The organism is Brevundimonas vesicularis NBRC 12165, from assembly GCF_001592205.1.
In the GTDB taxonomy this organism is placed as follows: domain Bacteria; phylum Pseudomonadota; class Alphaproteobacteria; order Caulobacterales; family Caulobacteraceae; genus Brevundimonas; species Brevundimonas vesicularis.
In genome coordinates, this window is the sequence record NZ_BCWM01000012.1 from 1 (window position 1) to 20634 (window position 20634).

Below are 20634 nucleotides of genomic sequence, written 5' to 3' on the forward strand. Positions count from 1 at the left end.
TCCCCTCGGCTCCACCAGGCGTTCCTGATCAGACACAGCGTTACTGGCTGGACATCATCCGGCGCACCCTTCAGTCTGCGTTCTGTCTCGTCTAGGGTGTATGATGGCTGCGCCGGATATCTTACTGATCGTTGTCGTCGTAGCCGCCTTTGTGGCGATCTCCGCCTTCGTCGGGGTCGCGGTAGCGTCCGACGATAGCCATCGCCGGTATCCCGGCACGAAGTTTGATCGCTCCAGGGACATCGCGGTGATGAATGTTCCGGCCATCCCGTTTTTGGCGCTGCTTTTCGCCAGTTCGATCAGTGATCTGGATAACGGTCGCTTCTTCACGCCCATATTGGCGCTTTGCGCTGGCTTCACCCTAGCGGGCCACTTTTTACCGCCGGTAAAAAGGGCGCGGGAGCGTTTCAGGCGCGCCTATTCCGAAAACCCTCCCTGGTGCTGAACCAGACAAGCCAGCCGCCAGGGCTAGCGATCAGTGCTGGGTCGGCCGGACCAGCGTCAGGTCATAGCCCAGGGCGCGGGTGCGGTTCAGGATGGTTTCGCGGGTCTGGGGCGAAGGTTGCGCGGTGCGGCTGAGTAGCCAGAGGTAGCGGCCCGACGGCTCGCCGACGATGGACCAGGAATAGTCGTCAGCGTGGTCCAGAACCCAATAGTCGCCGACATAGAAGGGGCCGAAGAAGGACACCTTCAGCTTGGCGTTGTCGGTGCCCTCGACGATCTTCGCCTTGCCCTCGGAGGTCTTTTCCGGACCATCGACCGCACCCTGGCGGCAGGTGTTCAATACCCCGATCAGGCCGTCATCGCGTAACCTGTATTGGGCGGTCACGCCTTCGCAGCCGCGCTCGAACCCGTTCTCGTAGCGCCCGATTTCATACCACAGGCCGGCGTAGCGGTTCAGGTCGACCGGCTTTGTGGGTTGGGGCACGGCGGCGTTGCCGACGGGACCGCGTTGCAGGGTGGCGCAGGCGCCCAGCGCCAGCGCGGCGCCGGCGATCAGGGCGATGGAAGCGATACGAGCGATTTTCATGGCCGCAAAACGATGACGAGGGCGCCCGGTTCCGGACACGTGTCCTCGTCAGATCACCGCAGCGCGACGTAGCCCCTTTCGATGACCCGGCGCAGGGCCTCATAGGCTTCGGCCAGTTCGTCATAGGCGGTGCGGGCGGCAGTCAGGCGGGCGACCTGGTCCGGCGTGACGGCCGAGCCGGAGTGAGCGAGGCGCAGCGATTCCGCGACCCATTTGGCGCGGGCCGTGGCGGTCATGACCGCCAGCTTTTGCAGCGAGCCGGCGTCCACGCCGGTCAGGGCGTGCCCGATCACCTCCTTGTTGGCGACGTAGGCGGCGTAGTCGATCTGCTCCAGCTGCCCGCGCAGGCGACGCTGTTCGTGCGGATCGGTGTCCTGCGGCTCGAAATGGTCGCTGTGGCGGCGGGTGCTGGACGTCATCTTGGTCGACATGGGCGAGCCCTCCCCGGCCTGTCCTGGCGGTCTCGGCGGCCGCTCGACAAAGAAGGTGCGCCGTCTCGGTTAACGCCGCGTTGCGCTGGGGACCCACGCATCCGATATCGGGGCCACACAGGATCGGAGAAGACCATGGACCTGAAACTCGACGGCAAGCGCGCCCTGATCTGCGGCGGCTCATCCGGCCTTGGCCGCGCCGTGGCGACGGCCCTGGTCGCGGAGGGCGCGCACGTCGCCCTGCTGTCGCGCGATGAAGGCAAGCTTCAGGCCGTGGCGGATGCGTTGAATGCGGCAGGGCCTGGCCGGGCGGTCGTGGTCACAGCGGACCTGGCGGACCATGAGGCGCTGTTGAAGGCGACGGACCGGGCCGAGCATCTGCTGGGCGGGCACATCGAAATCCTGTTGAACAACACCGGGGGGCCGCCGCCGTCGGGCGTGTCGGGGCTTGAGCCGGCGGTGTGGCGCGATCATTTCGAGTCGATGGTGCTGTCGATCTTCCGCCTGACGGACCGGGTGCTGCCGGCCATGCGGGCGGCCGGCTGGGGGCGGATCCTGAACGTCGCCTCGATCACGGTGGTCGAGCCGTCGGCGGCGCTGGGCGTGTCCAACACCCTGCGGGCCTCGGTCGCGGCCTGGGCCAAGACACTGGCCAATGAGGTCGGACCAGACGGGGTGACGGTCAACACCCTGCTGCCGGGGCGGATCGATACGCCGCGGATCGAAAGGCTGGACCAGGCGACCGCTGAGCGCACCGGCGCGACGCCGCAAGAGGCGCGAGATGAATCCGTCAAATCGATCCCGGTCGGCCGTATCGGCACGACCGAGGAGTTCGGCGCCACCGCCGCCTTCCTGGCCAGTCCGCTGGCGGCCTATGTCACCGGCTCGCTGATCCGGCTGGACGGCGGGGCGATCAAGGCGATCTGATCAGCCGGGCGCACGACGGCGCAGCACGCCGCCGAAGGCCACGCGGCTGCGGCCGTAATCCAGGGTGATGCGGCTGAACCGGCTCAGGATATCGGCGCCCAGCAGCAGGGCGGGCTTGTCGATCAGGTCCATGACCTGAAACACATGCAGGTCGGCGAACAGCAGCGGGGTCGGGCCCAGCGATCGTCCCGCGATGTGCAGGGTGGGCGTCGTGCCGGTGCGGGCCGTCACCGCCCCGCCGACGATGCCAACCATGCGCACCGGCTCGGATGAGGCGGGGGCCTGACCGATGTCGATCGCCTGCATCAGGGTTAGATTGCCGATCGAATATTGCGCGCCGCTGTCGATGAAGGCGGCGACCTCCAAGCCGGCGACATTGATCCGGGTCAGGAGTAACTGACCAAATCGGCCGCGACGACCGGCGACCAGCACGTCCTGCTGACGAAGCCGCGTGGCGTCAGCGCTGGTCGTCAAAGCGATGCTGGTCGACCCCGATGGCGACAGGGCGACCTGGCGGGCGTTGACGTCCAGCGTCAGGCGAAAGCGGGACAGCAGGTCCAGACCGAGCAGGCCGTCGGCGCCCAGGGCGTCGCGCGGGAAGACCGGCAGGGTCAGGTCGCTGAAGCGCCGCCGCCCGATCTCGATCTGCGCCAGTTCAACGGTCGGCGTGACCTCAGCCGCCGTGATCCCGTGCACCACGACCGGGCGGCCGGGCGGCAGGGCCAAGGCCTGGGCCAACTCGGCCGAAACCGCGCTGCGCTCGGCGCCGGTGTCGATGACGAAGACCTGATGGACGCTTCCGTTCAGACGCACGCCGACGCCCATCCGCGTCAACAGATTTTGCAAGAGCCGCACCTGATCGGGCGGGTCTGCTGGGATCGCGGTCTGGACGGACACAAACGGAACAGCCGCCAGCAGGCCCAGCGTCTTGCGCCGCGACGTTTTCACGCTCGATCCTTCGCCAAACCCTGGCCGCAATTGCCTGTCCTCCTCGGGCCTTCGTCAGGGCAGGGCAGGCTACGCGCTTTTGGCGAAGAGCCTGAGACATATTCTTGTCCGTCGTGTCTCAGCGCGGCTGCGCCTTCTCGCCCAGCGTTCGGTGCCGTCTGGCCAATCGGGGGTTGTCGACGTATCGTCCCAGCCGAAACAGGAGGATGCGATGCTGACCTTGCTTATGCTGGCCCTGGCCGACCCCGCGGCGGCGTCTTCCAGCGCGATCACCAGCCGTGATCTTGTTGTTTCCGCACCAAGGGCGGACACGCAGCGTTGCGGCGATCCGCTGATGCAGGCTCGGCAAGGCGGCGCCGGCGCCATGACGCTGGATCGATCGCTCGATGATGGACAGGTCCGGCGCTATCTGCTGCTGGACCGGCGCGATCAGAACAACTGCCCCCTGCCGATCAGCTACGCCGTGCCGGATCAACGGGCGCTGGGTCGAAACCTGATGCCGGCGCAGCCCGATGTCGGCGTGCCGCCGGCTCCGCCCGCGCCGCGTCGCTAGGCGCGGGGATGGGCGGCCGCATAGGCGTTCAAGAGGCGATCCGCGTCGACGCCGGTGTATTTCTGGGTCGTCGACAGGCTGGCGTGGCCCAGCAGTTCCTGGATCGACCGCAGGTCGGCGCCGGCGCCCAGCAGGTGGGTCGCGAAACTGTGGCGTAGGGCGTGAGGCGTAGTGCGCTCCGGCAGACCTAGCCGGCCGCGCAGCCGCTGGACCGAGGCCTGGACATGACGGGGGCTTAAGGGGCCGCCGCGGCGGGCGCGGAACAGGGCGTCGGCGGGCTGGAGCGGGAAGGGCAGCAGGGCCAGATAGGCGTCCACCGCATCGCGCACGGCGGGCAGGATCGGCGCGATCCGCGTCTTTGACCCCTTGCCGACGATACGCAGGGTTTCGCCCAGCGGCGCATCGGCGCGGGTCAGGGACATGGCCTCGGAGATCCGCAGGCCGCAGCCGTAGAGCAGGGTCAGGACAGCTCTGTCACGCGCGGCCTCCCACGGTTCGGCGTCGGGATCGGCGTCCGGTTCGGCCAGCAGGCCGCGCGCCTGATCTTCGGTCACCGGCCGGGGCAGGGACGGCTTGACCTTGGGACCGCGCACCAGGGCCAGCTGCGGGGCGGGCGTGTCCAACCGCCGGTCGAGGAAAGCGTGAAAACCGCGAATGGCCGACAGGCTCTGGCTAAGCGACCGGGCTGCCAGCGGGTGATCGCCTGAGCGCCGCTCGGCCATGTGGGCGCGGACCTCGGCGGCGGTGATCGTCCCCATGTCCTTTAGCGACAGGGTCTCGCCGCGATGGTGTTCGAGGAAGGCGACATAGAGCCGACCGATATGGCCATAGGCCTCCAGCGTGCGCGGCGACAGCCGACGTTCGTGCGCCAGGTGATCGAGCCAGGCGCGCAGGGCGTCGGAGGCGGTCAGTTCAGGGCTTTTCAGTTCAGGACCGGCCATCGCTCGGCCATCCGCTCCGTCACCCGCGCCAGGAAGGCGGCCAGTTCGCAGCCCATGTTGGGGGTGAAGCCTTCGGGCTCGGGCGAGCCGAAAGCGCAGATGCAGGGGCGGGGCGGGCCACCCGGCGTCAGGTGCGGGGCCATGCGGACCAGGGCGATGGACCTCACCTGATCCTCGGCCGCGCCGAAGAAGTTCAATCCCGAGATCATCGGGCCCAGCCAGGTCAGGCCGTGCTCGCCCAGCAGATTGTCGACATCGCCCTCTTCCAGGGCGCGCCAGCCAAAGGGCACGCCGCCCGGTTTTTCCAGAGCGATAGCGGCGCCGGCCAACCCAAACCGCCCCTGCGCCGCCGCATCCAGTCGACGGGCCAGGTCGGAATGATTCTTGGCCTCCATCAGGTCCAGGGTCGCGACGTGCGTCTGGGTCTGGGCGGCGAAGTTGGCGCGGGCGATCAGTTCGATCTCGCGCCGGGCGCCGGTCTCGCGCTCGACCACGGCCTCCAATCGTGTCAGGGCGGCGGCCCCGAACTCGACCACGTTGCGGCCATGCGGCCGCAGACCGATCTCTTCCAGCAGGGACCGGTCGTCCAGCAGGGTCTGGGGATTGGTCTGCAGCCAGCCGCGCACGTCGGGCCAATGCAAGCCATCGCCGATGTGGGGCGTTGCGTCTGATTCCGACGTTTCGAAAAGGTCCAATGAGCCGCTCAAACAGACCTCTCCGGGAACCGCGATGCTAGAGAATAGACTGACCCGTCTTGGCCCAGTCCGCCACGAAGGCATCAAGACCCTTGTCGGTTAACGGGTGGTTCACCAAGGCCTTGAATGTGTCGGCTCCGAAGGTGGCGGCGTCCGATCCGGCGACGGCGGCGGCGGCGACATGGCCGACATTGCGCAGGGACGCGGCCAGGATCTGGGTTTCGAAACCGTGCACGTCATACAGGACGCGGATTTCTTCCAGCAGGCCAATGCCGTCGGCGCCGTTGTCTTCCAGACGTCCGACGAACGGCGAGACGAAGGTGGCGCCGGCCTTGGCGGCCAGCAGCGCCTGGGCGGCCGAGAAGCACAGGGTGACGTTGGTCTTGATGCCCTTGTCGGTGAAGACGCGGCAGGCGCGCAGGCCATCCCAGGTCAGGGGCAGTTTCACCACCACGTTCGGCGCGATGGCGGCCAGCTTGTCGCCTTCCTTGACCATGGTCTCGAAATCGAGCGAGACGGCCTCGGCGGAAATCGGCCCCTCGACCAGGGCGCAGATTTCGGCGATGACCTCGGCGATGTTCCGACCCGACTTGGCGATCAGCGACGGATTGGTGGTGACGCCATCCACCATTCCTGTGGGGACCATGTCCTTGATGACGGCGACGTCGGCGGTATCGAGAAAGAGTTTCATGGGCGGCTTCATAGCCGAGGGCGCAGTTCGGTGAAAGTCGCCTCGGTCCTCATTCCCCTGCCGGTGCCGGAGGCCTTCGACTATGAGGCGCCCGAAGGCATGACGCTGACGCGGGGCGATCAGGTCGCCGTGCCGCTGGGGCCTCGCCTGATCCGCGGCGTGGTGTCCGAGGTGTTCGAGACCACAGGCTCAAACCGGCGACTGAAGGCGATCGACAGCCGATTGGACGATCCGCCGCTGCCTGCGGGCGTCATGGATTTCGTGGAATGGGCCGGACGCTGGACCCTGTCGGCGCCGGGTGAGATGGCGGCGACGGCGCTGAAGGGCTTGCGCGCGCCTCGGCCCCGGCCGGAACGCCGGGTGCGACGCGTGGGCGAGCGGTCGCCGTCGCGCGCCACCCCGGCGCGGACGGGCGTGCTGGAGACCCTGGGCGATCGCGCCATGCCGCCGGCCGACCTGGCGCGGGCGGCGGGGGTGTCATCGGGCGTGGTCAAGGGCCTGATCGACGAGGGCGTGCTGGAGATCATCGAGATCGCGGCCGAGGCGGCGTTCGACCGGCCCGACCCCGACCATGCGCCCGCCGCGTTGAACGGCGACCAGGCGGCGTCGGCGTCGGCGATGGCGGATGGCGTGGCGGGTGGCGGCTTCCGCCCCTTCCTGCTGGACGGGGTGACGGGATCGGGCAAGACCGAGGCCTATCTGGAGGCGATCGCGCGGGTGCTGCGGGCCGATGCGTCCGCGCAAATCCTCATCCTGCTGCCCGAGATCGCTCTGACCCAGGCCCTGATCGAGCGGATCACGGCGCGCTTCGGCGCCGCCCCGGCCGAATGGCATTCCGGCGTCGCCCCGCCGCGCCGCCGCCAGGTGTGGGAGGCGGTCGTCGCCGGGCGCTGCAACATCGTGGTCGGGGCGCGCTCGGCCCTGTTTCTGCCCTTCGTCAATCTGCGCCTGATCGTCGTGGACGAGGAGCACGACGGCTCGTTCAAACAGGAGGAAGGCCTGGTCTATCACGGCCGCGACCTGGCCGTGGCGCGGGCGCGGATCGAGGGGGCGGCGGTGGTCCTGGCCTCGGCGACGCCGTCTCTGGAGACGCTGTGGAACGCGCAGAGCGGGCGCTACGACTGGCTGAAGCTGGGCGCGCGGCACGGAACGGCGGTCCTGCCGGACATCGCCCTGCTGGACCTGCGTCAGAACACGCCCGACCCGCAGACCTGGCTGTCGCAGCCGCTGCGCCTGGCCATCGGCGAAACCCTGCTGCGCGGTGAGCAGACCCTGCTGTTCCTGAACCGGCGCGGCTATGCGCCCGTGGTCCTGTGCCGCGCCTGCGGCCATCGGCTGACGGCGCCGGACACCGACAGCTGGCTGGTCGAGCATCGCTATACCGGGCGGCTGGTCTGTCACCTGACCGGCTTTTCGATGGCTCGGCCCAAGCTGTGTCCCTCGTGCGGGGCCGAGGATTCGCTGGTCTCGGTGGGACCGGGGGTCGAGCGGGTCGAGGAAGAGGTGCGCCAGCTGTTCCCCGAGGCGCGCACCGCGGTCTTCAGCTCCGACACTGCGCCCGACGCCCGATCGGCCCGCGCCCTGATCCAGAAGATGACGGACGGCGAGATCGACATTCTGGTCGCGACACAGGCCGCAGCCAAGGGCCACAACTTCCCGCGCCTGACCCTGGTGGGCGTGGTGGATGCGGATCTAGGGCTACGCGGCGGCGACCTGCGCGCGGCCGAGCGGACCTATCAGCTTTTGGCCCAGGCGACGGGTCGGGCGGGACGGGCGGATCGGCCGGGGCGGGCGCTGCTTCAGACCTGGACGCCCGAGCACCCGGTGCTGATGGCGCTGGCAGCCGGTGATCGTGACTCCTTCGTGGAAGCCGAGATGGCCGAACGCGAGGCGGCGTCCCTGCCGCCCTATGGCCGGCTGGCGGCGATCATCCTGTCCAGCGAGAATGCGGCCGCCGTCGAGAAGACGGCGAACGACCTGGCCCAGGCCATTCCCAACGCCGAACGGCTGGAGGTCTATGGCCCCGCCGATGCGCCCCTGGCCCTGGTGCGGGGGAGGCGGCGCAAACGGCTGCTGGTGCGGGCCGACCGGGACGTGAACCTCCAGGCCTTCCTGCGGGCCTGGCTTCAGCGGGTGAAGGTGCCGGGCTCCGTCCGCCTGACGGTGGACGTGGACCCCTACTCATTCCTCTAGAGGCGGAAATCAGACCGCCATGACGGTGCCGAGCAGCAGGCGGGCGCCGGGGCGGCCCAGGGTGGCGTTGGTCGCCGCCTGAAGCGCGGCCGACAGCTGGTCGATGTCGGGCACGACGCCGGGACGCAGGCCGTTGGCGAAGCGCTGGGCGGCGGTGTTGTAGGCGGCGCGCAGGCGCGGCGCGGACTGCTGGGCGCGGGTGCGAAGGGTCGCATCGGGCACATCGACGCCGGTTTCGATGGTCAGCACGCCCCGACGACCGTTCGCCTGAAGGATCGAGGCGGTGATGACTGGCAGCCGGATATAGGTGTCGGCCGACGGCGCCGCGCCGCCGCTCGAAGCGCGGGCGGAGGTTGAGGCGGCCGTCGCGACGACGGCGAGACCGAGTAGAGCGCGGCGTTCCATGACGAGGTCTCTACCGGCAAGGATTTAAGAAACTGCTGAGCCTGGATCGCATAAGGATATCTTTATGTGTTTGTTGATACTCGACGCGCGCCGGGCTATGAGGGCCCAAACTCATTGCGGCCGGGAGCCCAAGCCATGACCGACTACATCGTTCGCGACATCACCCTGGCCGATTGGGGCAACAAGGAAATCGAGATCGCCGAAACCGAAATGCCGGGCCTGATGTCCCTGCGTGACGAGTTCGGCGCCAGCCAGCCGCTGAAGGGCGCCCGCATCGCCGGCAGCCTGCACATGACGATCCAGACGGCGGTCCTGATCCAGACGCTGGAAGCCTTGGGCGCCGAAGTGCGCTGGGCCTCGTGCAACATCTTCTCGACCCAGGACCACGCCGCCGCCGCCATCGCCGCCAACGGCACCCCGGTCTTCGCCACTAAGGGCGAGACGCTGGAAGAATACTGGGACTACGCCCACAAGATCTTCGAATGGGCCGACGGCGGCTATCCGAACCTGATCCTGGACGACGGCGGCGACGCGACCCTGCTGTGCGTGCTGGGTCCGAAGGCCGAGAAGGACATCTCGGTCCTGGCCAACCCGCAGAACGAAGAGGAAGAGGCTCTCTTCAAGGTCATGAAGCGCTATCTGGCTGAGAAGCCCGGCTTCTATTCGGCCATCCGCGACGCCATCGGCGGCGTGTCGGAAGAGACGACCACGGGCGTCCACCGCCTGTATCAGATGGCCGAAAAGGGCGAGCTGCCCTTCCCCGCCATCAACGTCAACGACAGCGTCACCAAGTCCAAGTTCGACAACCTGTACGGCTGCCGGGAATCGCTGGTCGACGCGATCCGTCGCGGCACCGACGTCATGCTGTCGGGCAAGGTCGCGGTGGTCTGCGGCTACGGCGACGTGGGCAAGGGCTCGGCCGCCTCGCTACGCCAGGGCGGCGCCCGCGTGATCGTGACCGAGATCGACCCGATCTGCGCCCTGCAGGCCGCGATGGAAGGCTATGAGGTCCAGACGCTGGACGACACCGCCGGCCGCGCCGACATCTATGTGACGACGACCGGCAACAAGGACGTCATCACCGTCGACCACATGCGGCAGATGAAGAACAACGCCATCGTCTGCAACATCGGCCACTTCGACTCGGAGATTCAGGTCGCCGGCCTGAAGAACTTCAAGTGGGACGAGATCAAGCCGCAGGTCCACCACGTCGAGTTCCCGGACGGCAAGAAGATCATCCTGCTGTCGGAAGGCCGCCTGGTGAACCTGGGCAACGCCACGGGCCACCCGTCCTTCGTGATGTCGGCGTCCTTCACCAACCAGACGCTGGCCCAGATCGAACTGTGGACCAACGCCGACAAGTACGAGAACAAGGTTTACACCCTGCCCAAGCACCTGGACGAGAAGGTCGCCATGCTGCACTTGGCCAAGCTGGGCGCCAAGCTGACCGTCCTGACAAAAGACCAGGCCGATTACATCAACGTGCCGGTCGAAGGCCCGTTCAAGGCGGATCACTACCGTTACTAAGCTCTCCCCGAGGCTGGAACCGCGAGGTTCCAAGTGACGAGGGCGTCTTCGGACGCCCTCGTCGACGTCCTTGTGGTCGGGGCCGGCGCGGCCGGGATGATGGCCACCATCGAGGCCGCGCGACGCGGGCGGCGAGTCAGGGTCGTGGACCATGCCGACCGGCCGGGCGAGAAGATCCGCATCTCGGGCGGCGGACGCTGCAACTTCACCAATCTGGGCTGCGGGCCGGCGAACTTCCTGGGCGAGAACCCCCGGTTCGCGACCTCGGCCCTGCGCCGCTACACCCAGCACGACTTCGTCAAGCGCATCGATAGGGCCGGGATCGCCTGGCACGAGAAAACGCTGGGTCAGCTGTTCTGCGACGACAGCGCCAAGCAGATCGTCCGTATGCTGACCGACGACATGGCGGCGGCGGGCGTGACCCTGAGCCTGAAGATCGGCGTGACGCGGATCGAGCGATCCGGCGACGGCTTCAAGGCGATCCTGTCGGACGGATCGCAGGTCACGGCGGCGTCGCTGGTCGTGGCGACGGGCGGCAAGTCGATCCCCAAGATGGGGGCGACCGGCTGGGCCTATGAGGTGGCGCGCCAGTTCGACATTCGCGTCACCGAGACGCGGCCGGCGCTGGTTCCCCTGACCTTCGAGGCGGGACTGCTGGAGACGCTGACGCCGCTGGCGGGGGTGGCGGTGGACGCCTCGGTCGCCTCGGCGCCCGAAGGGGCCAAGGCGCGCAAGGCCAGCTTCAACGAGGCGATGCTGTTCACGCATCGCGGTCTGTCGGGTCCGGCCATTCTGCAGATCAGCTCCTACTGGCGCGAGGGCGAGGCGGTGGTGGCCTCGATGGCGCCCGGCCGCGACGTGTTCGAGGAGTTGAAGGCGGCCAAGGCGTCGAACGGCAAACAGGCGGTGCACACCGCGCTGGGCCATATCGTGCCGCGTCGTCTGGCCGAGAGCCTGTGCCAGCGCGAAGGGGCGTCGGGCAATCTGGCGGACCTGTCGGACAAGGTGCTGCGGCGGCTGGATCAGGCGGTCAACGCCTGGGCGGTCAAGCCGGTGGGGTCCGAAGGTTACAGGACCGCCGAGGTGACGCTGGGCGGGGTCGATACGGCCGCGCTGGACCAGCAGACGATGCAGGCCAAGGCGGTTCCGGGCCTATATTTCATCGGCGAGGCGGTGGACGTGACCGGCTGGCTGGGCGGCTATAATTTCCAGTGGGCCTGGTCGTCGGGCTGGGCCGCCGGGCAGGTCTGCTAGAATTTTTTAAGGTGCAATCTGTGCACTTTAGCCGGCGGGTCCGCCGACAAAAACACCGTCTAATTCGTCTAATCTATCTATTTCGGCGCGCGTTCTGGCGGCGCGCGAAGATGTCAAAGACCGGGGCTCCATTCTAACCCGATCCAGGACCATGACCGGCAAAGAGTCGCTGGTCGGTCGTAACTCGTGGTAAAAGCTCGCAATCGTCGTCGCTGATAGGATGGCGAGGACGGCCGAAGCCCCCTGCGGCCCCGCGACGCATGGCGGCGGGCTGCGACGGCGCCTAGCTTGAAGAGGCGGAACGGGCCCCTCTGGCGTTCTCGCGGTCTGGCGTCCCCCTTCCTTGCGCCGGATCGTGCGACGCGATGTCGGACCGCAAGGGCGTGTCGATGCGGCGAAGCTTTCCCCTCCTGGCCTGTCGCATCGACCGCCCATTCTTTTTCGATCGGAGCCCGACATGCCCCTTCTGATGTGCCCCAACGACAACGCCGCCATGCAGACGCTGGAGCGCAACGGCGTCCAGTTCGACATGTGCCCCGACTGCCGGGGCGTCTGGCTGGATCGCGGCGAGCTGGAAAAGCTGATGGCCGCCGCCGTCGAGGAGGGCCGCGCCACAGCCCCGGTCGCGCCCGCGCCGCAGGCCTATCCGCCGCCGCCGCAGCCTCAGCCCTATGCCCAGCCCCCAGCCCAACCCTGGGGCGGCGGGGCGTCACAGCCGTATCGCGGCGACGATCGCGGCTACCGAAGCGACAAATATCGCGACGACCGGCATCGCGACGACGACTATCGCTACAAGAAAAAGAAGCGCGACAGCATCTTCGACATCTTCGACTGAGGCCGGCTAGGCCGCCAGGCCCGCCTGCTGCATCAGGCCTCTCAACGCCGCGACGTTTTGCGGCGCGGCGGTCAGGGCGGTGCGGACGTCGGGCGAGCGCAGCAGCTTGATGGCCTCGGCGCGGGCGCGGTCGGCCACGGGGCCCAGCGGGCCGGCTTCACCGGTGGCCAGTTTCAGCAGGGCCGTCAGCTTTTGAGGCGCAGCCGCCTGGGCGCGGACGATCTGGGCGACCAGATGGGCGTCGGCCTCCAGATTGGCGCCGACCGCGCCGATGGCGTCCATGATCTGGGCCTGGTCGTGGTCGGCCAGATGCGCGGCCTGAACCGAGCGTTGAAGCCGGGCCAGGGTCGCGAGTTTGTGCGAGGCGCTGGGGCCGCCCGGGACGGACTGGCGGATCTCGGTTTCGAAACGCAGCGAGCCGATACAGGCGCTGAGCCACCGCGCGGCGGCGCGTTTGTTCGCCCCGCCGGTCACGTTTTCGCACAGGCGGGTCAGCTGCTCGGCCTCGGCCAAGACCGTCGGGCAGGGGTTGACGTAGGCGCCGACGAAATCGGCCGTAACCAGGCTCTTGGAGCGTTCGACGAAGGCGGTCTGGACCTCTTCCAGCGTCAGCAGACGGCCGGCCGAGGCCGTCAGGGCCATGGCCAGCAGGCGCAGGATGTCGATCTCTCCGACCGGATCATGGGGGCGGAGGCGGCGCTGGCTGGTCAGTTCGCGGGTGACCATACGGGCGAGGGACGCGGCCAGAAGCGGAAACTCACCCGAGGCCAGATGCAGGCCCAGGCGCGCGGCCGGTCCTTCGACCTGGGGCATCATCAGGGCGAGGCGCGGGTCCATCCGCAACAGGGCGTCCATCTCGTCCGGCGCGACCATGCGAACGATGGCCGCCAGATTGGCGCCCTGGTCCAGTGACGGGCCCAAAATCTCGGTCAGGTTGGTGCGCACGGCCAGCATTTCGGCGACGATCTGCTCGACCACCACCACGACCAGGGCGCGCGGCGGACCGTCGGCGGGCGCGGCGTCCATCAGGTCCATCAGCACGGTCAGGCGATCGCGGGCGCCGCGCCGATCCTTCAGCGCGCCGGCGACGACCCCGCCCATGACGAGGGCGCGGTCCGGCGCACCAGCCAGCCGATGGGCCAGATCGGCGATGGAGCGGTCCTCCAGCGACGGAAAGACGCCGTCGCGCCCGGCCTTGCGCAGCCGCGTCATCGCCTGCTCGACCAGCTTCTGATAGTGGCGCACGACGCCGTGCACCTGCTGGCCCGTGGCCTCACTTTCGGGGACCGCGACCTTCTGGATGGCGTGCTGAAGCTCGACCCCGGCCGCCTCCAGCCGTTCGGCCACGTCGGGCCGATGCAGCAGTTCGAAGGCGGTCACGCCCTCGCGTTTCAGCCAGTCCTCCAGCACCCGGCCGATCAGGGCGCGGGCATGGGGCGAATAGAGTTCGGCCGGACTGCTGCAGGCCGGCGGGACCGCCTTGTCGGCGACCTTTTTCTTTCGCTCCTCCGGCGCGCCCAGCGTCAGGATGGTCAGGGAGCTGAACTCCATCGTCTCGGGGTCCAACGTCTCCTTGGTCACGCGCGAGGCGATGGCGAGACGGTCTCGAAGCTGTTCCTCGGCGGTCTCGATGGCGTGTTTGCGGTCTTCGGTCGCGATCAGCAGCGTCCACGACGACGGGGCGCTCTTGCGGACATAGACTTCGTAGTGGATCGGACCCGCCATGGGGCGATCCTGCATCCCAAGCCTTTAAGGCGAGGTTTTCGAAGCCAGAATGTTTCTTGGCGCGCCGGAGGAACGCTGTGCGCGCGTTGAATCGAGGCGGCGCCGTGACCATCTGACTGTCACCAAACCGCTTTCGGGTTGCAGGCGATTTTCATTCGGCCCGAAACGCTCTAGCCCTAATGTGACCGAGATCGAACGGTTACGCTTGCTGTGCGTTGTTGCTCGCGGGAACGTAAAGTTCAGGAGAAGACACCCTTGGCCAATATCACTCTGGTCGATGACGACGAGAACATCGTGGCGTCCGTTTCGCTGGCGCTGGAAAGCCATGGCCACAAGATCACCGCCTATCACGACGGGGCCTCGGGTCTGGCCGCGCTGGAATCCTCGCCGCCCGATCTGGCGATCCTGGACGTGAAGATGCCGCGCATGGACGGGATGGAGGTGCTGCGTCGCCTGCGCCAGACCTCGCAGATCCCGGTGATCATGCTGACGTCCAAGGACGAGGAGATCGACGAGATCCTGGGCTTCAACCTGGGCGCCGACGACTATATCCACAAACCCTTCAGCCAGCGTCTGCTGATCGAGCGGGTCAAAGCGCTGCTGCGGCGCACGGGCGCCGATGGCGGCGAACCGGAATCGGCCGCCGAAGTCTCGGGCCGGGCGATCAAGCGCGGCAAGCTGTCGATGGACCCGGCGCGCCACGAGTCGACCTGGGACGGCAAGCCCGTCAAGCTGACCGTGACCGAGTTCCTGCTGCTGCAGGCCCTGGCCCAGCGTCCCGGCTTCGTGAAGAGCCGCGACAACCTGATGGACGCCGCCTACGACGACCAGGTCTATGTCGACGACCGCACCATCGACAGCCACGTGAAGCGGATGCGCAAGAAGTTCCGCGCCGTGGACAATGAGTTCGACGCGATCGAGACCCTGTATGGCGTCGGCTACCGCTACCGCGAGAGCTGAACCGGGCGGGCGCGAGCCCGACGATGAGCCCCAGCGCCGGCCGTTGTTCCGCTTCGGCGGATTGCGGCTGGGCGGCTTCATCCTGGTGCTCAATCTGCTCAGCCTGCTGATCCTGTTCGGCGGGGCGTTGGCGATCAATGAATGGCGTCCGGGCCTGATCGAGGCGCGTCAGGAATCGCTGACGGTCCAGGCCGAGTTGCTGGCCAATGTGTTGCGCGAAGAAGGCGTGACCCGGGGCGAGCCGACGCCCGAACTGGACTATGTTCGTGCGTCAATCTGGCTGACCGACCGGTTCATCCCGGCGGGCCAGCGGGTGCGGCTGTTTGACGGGAACGGCCTGTTGCTGGTCGATAGCTATCAGGTGACCGAGGCCATCGGCGGGCAGCCCCTGCCCGACGCGCAGCCGGCGGGAACGGCGACCGAGGACGCCGCCAAGGCCAACCTGCTGTCCGAACGCCGGGTCGCCCGCGCCGACAGCGAACTGGCAGCGGAGGTGGCGGCGGCGCTGGACGGCTCGCCCCAATCGACCCTGCGTCGCAACGAATCCGGCGACCGCGTCGTCTCCGTCTCCATTCCCGTGCGCCATGTGCGTCAGGTGCTGGGCGTGCTGACCGTCGAATCCGGGGACGTGGACGAAATCCTGGGCGCTCAGCGGCAGGCGCTGTTCCCGTTCGCCCTGGTGGCGCTGGGGGTCAATCTCTTGGGATCGCTGCTGCTGCATCTGTTCGTGGCGCGGCCGATCATGCGGCTGTCGGCGGCGGCGGATCAGGTGAAGCTGCAACGCGCGCGGGCCATCTCCCTGCCGGATCTGGAGGATCGCAAGGACGAGATCGGCGATCTGGCGCGGTCCCTGGAATCCATGACCGACACCCTGTCGACGCGGATGGACGCCATCGAACGGTTCGCGGCCGATGTGTCGCACGAGATCAAGAACCCCCTGACCTCGATCCGGTCGGCGCTGGAGACCCTGCCGCTGGTCAAGACCGATGCGCACCGCGAGAAGCTGACGGCGCTGTTGCAGCAGGACGTGCGTCGGCTGGACCGGCTGATTACAGACATCTCCAACGCCTCGCGGCTGGATGCGGAGCTGTCGCGCGATCGGCCGCGGCCGGTCGATCTGAACCGTCTGCTGGTCGATATCGTCGGCGTCTATGAGACGACGGCCAAGCCCGGCGACATTCCGGTCGTGCTGACGGCGCCCGAACAGGCCCTGCGGGTCATGGGGCGCGACGGGCCGCTGGGGCAGGTGTTCCGCAACCTGATCGACAACGCCCGCTCGTTCAGCCCCGCAGGCGGCGTGGTGCAGGTGACGCTGGAGGACATCGGGGACGATCTGCCGATCCGGGTCCGGGTCGAGGACCAGGGGCCGGGCATTCCGGCCGAGAATCTGGAGACGGTGTTCGAGCGGTTCTATACCTCGCGGCCCAAGGGGGCGGTGTTCGGCTCCAACTCGGGCCTGGGCCTGTCCATCGTGCGTCAGATCGTCGAGGCGCATGGCGGTCGCGTCCACGCCGAAAACAAGACCGAAGGCGGGGCGCGGTTCGAGATCGTCTTCCCGGCGGTCGGCCGTTGGTCGTGACCCCGGGCCAGCCCGTCCACGCCACCACCGTCGCCGTGCGCCGGCGCGGGGCCTGGCAGGGGGTGATGATCCTGGGACCATCGGGCGCGGGCAAGAGCGATCTGGCGCTGCGGCTGATCGGGCGCGGCTGGCGGCTGGTCAGCGACGACTATACACAGGTCTGGGCCTCGGACGGGGCCGTTCATGCGTCGGCGCCGGCCTCCATCGCCGGTCGGATCGAGGTGCGCGGCCTTGGAATCGTGGCCGCCAGAACACGGCCGGTCTGTCGCGTGGCGCTGGCCGTGGCCTGTATCGCGGAAGGGGTCGAACGGCTTCCGGAGCCGCAGACACGGGCTTTTGCGGGGGTCGATCTGCCCCTACTGGCGCTCGATCCCCGACCCGCCTCGGCCGTCGATGTGGTCGCAGCGGCGTTGGAGACGCTTTGAAACCCCGAAAGACGGGTCTATGACACGCCCCTTGCGGTCCATAGAGGGCGGCGTCCGGCCTCCCTTGCCGGGCGGGGGAATGCCTGGGACGGTTCGGGGCGGGATGCGAGTGAAGTCCTCATGATCGGTCTGGTGATCGTCACCCACGGCGGGTTGGCGTCCGAGTTTCTCTCCGCCATGGAGCATGTGGTGGGCCCGCAGCGCGGCGTCGCGGCCATCTGCATCGGCCCCGACGACGACATGGAGCGTCGGCGTCGCGACATCGTGGACGCGGCCGCGGCCGTGGACGACGGCGAAGGGGTCATCCTGCTGACCGACATGTTCGGCGGCACGCCGTCGAACCTGGCCATCTCGGTGATGGAACAGACCCGCGCCGAGGTCATCGCCGGGCTGAACCTGCCCATGCTGATCAAACTGGCCAGCGTGCGCGGGCGCGAGACGCTGGAATCCTGCGTGGCCCATGCGCAGGACGCCGGTCGCAAATACATCTCCGTCGCGTCCTGGGTGCTCGCAGGCGAAAAATGACCGTCACCGCGACCCTGAACATCTGCAATACGCGCGGCCTGCACGCCCGCGCCTCGGCCAAGTTCGTCAAACTGGCCTCCAGCTTCGAAAGCGAGATCCACGTCACCCGCGACGGCGTGACGGTGGACGCCCGCTCGATCATGGGCCTGCTGATGCTGGGCGCCGGCATCGGCTGCAGCATCGACGTCTCCGCCGAAGGTCCTGACGCCGAAGAGGCCATGGAAGCCCTGACCGACCTGGTCGCGCGCAAGTTCGACGAGGATCAGTAGACCGAGGTCGCGGCCTGAAGCGCTGACCTTATAGGCTATTTGGCGTCCGCTGTTTGTATGGCGGCGAGTGCGGATTTTGCGCTCGCGCTGGTCGGATCGAGCCGAAGCGCGGTCTCGTAGCTGCGCCGCGCGTCTTCACGGCGGCCTGCGGTTAGGTAGGCTTCCCCAAGGCTGTCATGGACATTGGCTGACCGAGGGTGGGCTTCAGCATTCCATTCGAATACGCGGATCGCCGGATCTTTGAAGCCTTTTCGGAGAAGGCCGTAGCCGAGGCTGTTCAACGCCCCTTCACTGAGGTCGTAGGCGTCCGGTCCCACCGTGGGCAACGAGCGGTAGGCCGACTGCATGGCGGCGATGTCGTTGCGCGCCGCCATAGAGGTGAGAAGATCGCCCAGCTGGCGTTCTGGCGTGATGGCTTCGGCGCCGTGCGCGACAGCAAAAAGCGCTCGGCCGAGCTCGATTGTCGTCAGGCCCTGCCAGAAGTTGTTCATCACAATGACCACCGTGCCATCGTCGGCGCGCACGAGGACGCTCTGGTAGCCGGGAATGCTGCCGGTGTGGATCTGGACCGGCATCTTGTCGCCGTTGGTCGTCGGCCATTGCTCCACGCCCCAACCCAAACCGTATTCGTGGCCTCTGTCGGTGAACATTTGCGTCCTGAGCGCCAAGGGTATCAGCCGGTCGTCCTCCAAGGCTCGGCTGAATGCGAGAAGGTCGATAGCGTTGGAATAGACGGCCGCCGCCGAGTAGCTGACCGTCGGGTCCACCATCATCGGCAGGATCATTGCGCCAGCGTCCGAGCGGGCATAACCGCGCGCCAGACGCGGAATGATCGTTGTCCCGTCGAACACGCCGCTGTGGGTCATGCCGGCGGGGATCAACACACGCTGTCGAAGGGCGTCGGCATAGGCGGTTCCGGTCACCTTCTCGACGATCAATCCGAGAAGATAAAAGCCGTTATTGTTGTAGCGCCATTTTCCGGGAGGATCGGTGATCTCCGGCGGGATAAAGGCTTTCGCAAACGCCTCGGGCGCGAAGGTCTGACGCGCCGATGTCCGCCAGAACGGATCGTTGTAGTTCGCCGGCACATCCTTGATGCCGGACGTGTGCGACAGCAGTTGTTCAACGGTGATGGCCGCCGCCGGCGTGCCAGCATAGAGCTCCGGAAGGTAATCGCCCAGCGACCCATCCAACCTAAGCATCCCGTCCTTGACCAGCGACAGGACCAGCACGGCCGTCAGCGGCTTGGTCAAGGAACCGACGCGAAAGACATCGTCGGACTCAAGCTTGGCGCCGAGTTCCAGGGAAGATACGCCGCTTGCCTGACGCAGGATCACTCCGTCTGCATTGGCGAGCAGCACAACGCCGTTGAAGCCGCGATTTCGCACGAAGGCGTCCGTCGTCTCGGCAAGACGCGCCGGAAGGGGGCTGGATTGGGCAGCGCAAGCCATGGCTGGGCTCGCCGCAAGAACGAGGGAGATGAGCAGGGTCAGAATGCGCATGGCGCATGCTGAGCCATTTCGCCTGACAGCGAGCAAGTTAATCTTCAGACAGCTTGGCGGGAGCCAGTATCGATTTTGGGCAGGAAGCGACGGCGCTGTGAACTAAAGCCCCAGCGCCCGTCGGATGTCGCGCCAGTCGACGTATTTGAAGTTCTGGGTTCCCACGTCGTTGACGTCATCCTGGATAACGACAAGGCCGTCGGGGAAGGGGCCGACTTGACCGCTGGCGGCCGCCAGGCCGTCGGTGCCGGTGACGCCGTCAACCGCGCCGTCCACGATCTTGAAGCGGCCCTTGTATTCGGGCGCCGCGCCGTCGATGCGCCAGACGGGGAAGGTGGAGTCGCCCTGGCTGGAGGCGATCAGGTAGCGGCCCGAGGCGTCGGCGATCGTGGTCAGGCCTTCGGCGTCGGCGACCAGGATGTCCTTGGCGATGGGTTGGATCAGGGTGCGGGCCGCGCCCGAGGCCGGGTTCAGGCCATAGCGCCACAGGCCGACGTTCTCCTCGTTGATATAGAGGGCGTCGGTGGCTTCGTCGGCGGCGCAGCCTTCGGAGATGGTTCCGATCTCGGCGGTGCGGACCAGACGCGCCGTGGGCCGGCCGGCGGCGTCCACGCCCAGGATGAACTGGCGCAACTCGCCCTCATGGCCGACCAGGATGGCGTGAACCTCGGCTCCGCGCCGCGCAAAGCAGAAGCCGTAGGGTTCGACCACGTCGGTGGCGACCGCGCCCCAATAGCGCACGCCGTTCTGGCCCGTCCCGGCCGGGTCGAAGGTGTAGAGGGAGATGCCGGTCTTGCCCGGCGTGCGGTCGCTGGCGCCCAGCACCACCTGCGGACGCCCGCCGACTGAGAGGCCCTCGACCACATCGACGTTGTTCAGCAGACCCTCGGGCAGGAACTGCAGAATCTGGCCGTCCAAGCCGTAGATGTAGAGGCCGGACTTCTTGTCCGTGCCGGCGACGAAGCCGGAGGTTTGTTGACCCATGATCATGACCGGCGAAGCGCTGGCCCATACGGCGGGGTCGTCGGCGGCGTCCTGACCCGCCGTGCCGACCGACGGGGTTTCCAGCACGGCCATAACCGGGGCGCCCGGACCGACGAAGCCTGCGCCCTCGCCCTGATAATCGACCTCATGCGTGGCGCAGGCCGCGAGCAGAGCCAAGGCGGCGCAGGCGGTCAGCGAGCGGGCGAGGGAAGGGCGCATGTCGGTCTCCGGACGA

Annotated in this window: 22 protein-coding genes; 12 read left to right on the plus strand and 10 right to left on the minus strand. The window is 67.6% G+C overall.

What is annotated here, in order from left to right:
- Nucleotides 1-103 precede the first annotated feature (103 nt).
- Nucleotides 104-445, plus strand: coding sequence for a hypothetical protein (locus BVE01S_RS10700; RefSeq protein ID WP_157076454.1), 342 nt, complete (start codon nucleotides 104-106; stop codon nucleotides 443-445).
- A gap of 30 nt (nucleotides 446-475) precedes the next feature.
- Here BVE01S_RS10700 and BVE01S_RS10705 read toward each other — a convergent pair whose 3' ends face one another.
- A complete protein-coding gene (locus BVE01S_RS10705; protein ID WP_066627395.1) occupies nucleotides 476-1030 on the minus strand; it encodes a lipocalin family protein in 555 nt (184 codons plus the stop codon).
- Nucleotides 1031-1083: 53 nt separating this feature from the next.
- Nucleotides 1084-1461 (minus strand): hypothetical protein, encoded by a 378-nt coding sequence (locus BVE01S_RS10710; protein ID WP_055754368.1) that lies wholly within the window; start codon nucleotides 1459-1461, stop codon nucleotides 1084-1086.
- Between the two features lie 135 nt (nucleotides 1462-1596).
- On the opposite strand from BVE01S_RS10710, the gene BVE01S_RS10715 reads away from it, so the two are divergent.
- Nucleotides 1597-2388 (plus strand): SDR family oxidoreductase, encoded by a 792-nt coding sequence (locus tag BVE01S_RS10715; protein ID WP_066627397.1) that lies wholly within the window; start codon nucleotides 1597-1599, stop codon nucleotides 2386-2388.
- On the opposite strand, the gene BVE01S_RS10720 is transcribed toward BVE01S_RS10715, so the two are convergent.
- Complete coding sequence (locus BVE01S_RS10720; protein WP_066627399.1) at nucleotides 2389-3336, minus strand: aspartyl protease family protein; 948 nt, start codon at nucleotides 3334-3336, stop codon at nucleotides 2389-2391.
- A gap of 211 nt (nucleotides 3337-3547) precedes the next feature.
- Here BVE01S_RS10720 and BVE01S_RS10725 point away from each other — a divergent pair, with 211 nt between their 5' ends.
- Nucleotides 3548-3889, plus strand: coding sequence for a hypothetical protein (locus tag BVE01S_RS10725; protein ID WP_055807558.1), 342 nt, complete (start codon nucleotides 3548-3550; stop codon nucleotides 3887-3889).
- Here the strand turns inward: BVE01S_RS10725 and BVE01S_RS10730 are convergent.
- From BVE01S_RS10730 to fsa, 3 genes are read right to left on the minus strand one after another with little or no spacing between them, the layout of a single operon-like run.
- Complete coding sequence (locus tag BVE01S_RS10730) at nucleotides 3886-4830, minus strand: tyrosine recombinase XerC (RefSeq protein ID WP_066627402.1); 945 nt, start codon at nucleotides 4828-4830, stop codon at nucleotides 3886-3888. The genes BVE01S_RS10725 and BVE01S_RS10730 overlap by 4 nt on opposite strands.
- The gene (locus tag BVE01S_RS10735) at nucleotides 4812-5525 is read right to left on the minus strand and encodes a DUF484 family protein (protein ID WP_066627405.1); all 714 of its coding nucleotides are present in this window, start codon (nucleotides 5523-5525) and stop codon (nucleotides 4812-4814) included. The genes BVE01S_RS10730 and BVE01S_RS10735 overlap by 19 nt, the downstream gene beginning before the upstream one ends.
- A gap of 37 nt (nucleotides 5526-5562) precedes the next feature.
- Nucleotides 5563-6216 carry a fructose-6-phosphate aldolase gene (fsa, locus tag BVE01S_RS10740; RefSeq protein ID WP_026108568.1) on the minus strand — a complete coding sequence of 218 codons (654 nt, stop codon included), beginning with the start codon at nucleotides 6214-6216 and terminating at the stop codon, nucleotides 5563-5565.
- Between the two features lie 30 nt (nucleotides 6217-6246).
- Here fsa and BVE01S_RS10745 point away from each other — a divergent pair, with 30 nt between their 5' ends.
- Nucleotides 6247-8409: a primosomal protein N' gene (locus tag BVE01S_RS10745; protein WP_066627408.1), complete on the plus strand. Its 2163-nt coding sequence runs from the start codon at nucleotides 6247-6249 to the stop codon at nucleotides 8407-8409.
- Between the two features lie 9 nt (nucleotides 8410-8418).
- On the opposite strand, the gene BVE01S_RS10750 is transcribed toward BVE01S_RS10745, so the two are convergent.
- Nucleotides 8419-8814 (minus strand): hypothetical protein, encoded by a 396-nt coding sequence (locus BVE01S_RS10750; RefSeq protein WP_055754374.1) that lies wholly within the window; start codon nucleotides 8812-8814, stop codon nucleotides 8419-8421.
- 135 nt (nucleotides 8815-8949) lie between these two features.
- On the opposite strand from BVE01S_RS10750, the gene ahcY reads away from it, so the two are divergent.
- From ahcY to BVE01S_RS10765, 3 genes are all read left to right on the plus strand, one after another.
- Nucleotides 8950-10341 carry an adenosylhomocysteinase gene (gene ahcY, locus BVE01S_RS10755; protein ID WP_017506126.1) on the plus strand — a complete coding sequence of 464 codons (1392 nt, stop codon included), beginning with the start codon at nucleotides 8950-8952 and terminating at the stop codon, nucleotides 10339-10341.
- Between the two features lie 33 nt (nucleotides 10342-10374).
- Complete coding sequence (locus BVE01S_RS10760; RefSeq protein ID WP_084375378.1) at nucleotides 10375-11595, plus strand: BaiN/RdsA family NAD(P)/FAD-dependent oxidoreductase; 1221 nt, start codon at nucleotides 10375-10377, stop codon at nucleotides 11593-11595.
- A gap of 457 nt (nucleotides 11596-12052) precedes the next feature.
- Complete coding sequence (locus BVE01S_RS10765) at nucleotides 12053-12430, plus strand: TFIIB-type zinc ribbon-containing protein (protein ID WP_066627411.1); 378 nt, start codon at nucleotides 12053-12055, stop codon at nucleotides 12428-12430.
- A gap of 6 nt (nucleotides 12431-12436) precedes the next feature.
- On the opposite strand, the gene BVE01S_RS10770 is transcribed toward BVE01S_RS10765, so the two are convergent.
- A complete protein-coding gene (locus BVE01S_RS10770; protein ID WP_066627560.1) occupies nucleotides 12437-14155 on the minus strand; it encodes a hypothetical protein in 1719 nt (572 codons plus the stop codon).
- Between the two features lie 255 nt (nucleotides 14156-14410).
- Between BVE01S_RS10770 and chvI the strand changes: the two genes are divergently transcribed.
- The 5 genes from chvI (at nucleotide 14411) to BVE01S_RS10795 (ending at nucleotide 17913) form a co-directional block, all read left to right on the plus strand.
- Entirely contained in the window at nucleotides 14411-15115 is a 705-nt protein-coding gene (gene chvI / locus BVE01S_RS10775) for a two-component response regulator ChvI (protein WP_039243953.1), read from the plus strand.
- Nucleotides 15084-16694 carry a two-component sensor histidine kinase ChvG gene (gene chvG / locus BVE01S_RS10780; protein ID WP_066627413.1) on the plus strand — a complete coding sequence of 537 codons (1611 nt, stop codon included), beginning with the start codon at nucleotides 15084-15086 and terminating at the stop codon, nucleotides 16692-16694. Before chvI ends, chvG begins: the two co-directional genes overlap by 32 nt.
- Nucleotides 16691-17119, plus strand: coding sequence for an HPr kinase/phosphorylase (locus BVE01S_RS10785; protein ID WP_066627563.1), 429 nt, complete (start codon nucleotides 16691-16693; stop codon nucleotides 17117-17119). Before chvG ends, BVE01S_RS10785 begins: the two co-directional genes overlap by 4 nt.
- Before the next feature lie 120 nt (nucleotides 17120-17239).
- Complete coding sequence (locus BVE01S_RS10790; protein WP_017506133.1) at nucleotides 17240-17644, plus strand: PTS sugar transporter subunit IIA; 405 nt, start codon at nucleotides 17240-17242, stop codon at nucleotides 17642-17644.
- Complete coding sequence (locus BVE01S_RS10795) at nucleotides 17641-17913, plus strand: HPr family phosphocarrier protein (protein ID WP_017506134.1); 273 nt, start codon at nucleotides 17641-17643, stop codon at nucleotides 17911-17913. The genes BVE01S_RS10790 and BVE01S_RS10795 overlap by 4 nt, the downstream gene beginning before the upstream one ends.
- Before the next feature lie 35 nt (nucleotides 17914-17948).
- Here the strand turns inward: BVE01S_RS10795 and BVE01S_RS10800 are convergent, their stop codons facing one another.
- Nucleotides 17949-19415: a serine hydrolase domain-containing protein gene (locus BVE01S_RS10800; RefSeq protein ID WP_066627415.1), complete on the minus strand. Its 1467-nt coding sequence runs from the start codon at nucleotides 19413-19415 to the stop codon at nucleotides 17949-17951.
- 102 nt (nucleotides 19416-19517) lie between these two features.
- On the minus strand, nucleotides 19518-20618 hold the full coding sequence (locus tag BVE01S_RS10805; protein WP_066627418.1) for a phytase: 1101 nt from the start codon (nucleotides 20616-20618) through the stop codon (nucleotides 19518-19520).
- Nucleotides 20619-20634: the final 16 nt, after the last annotated feature.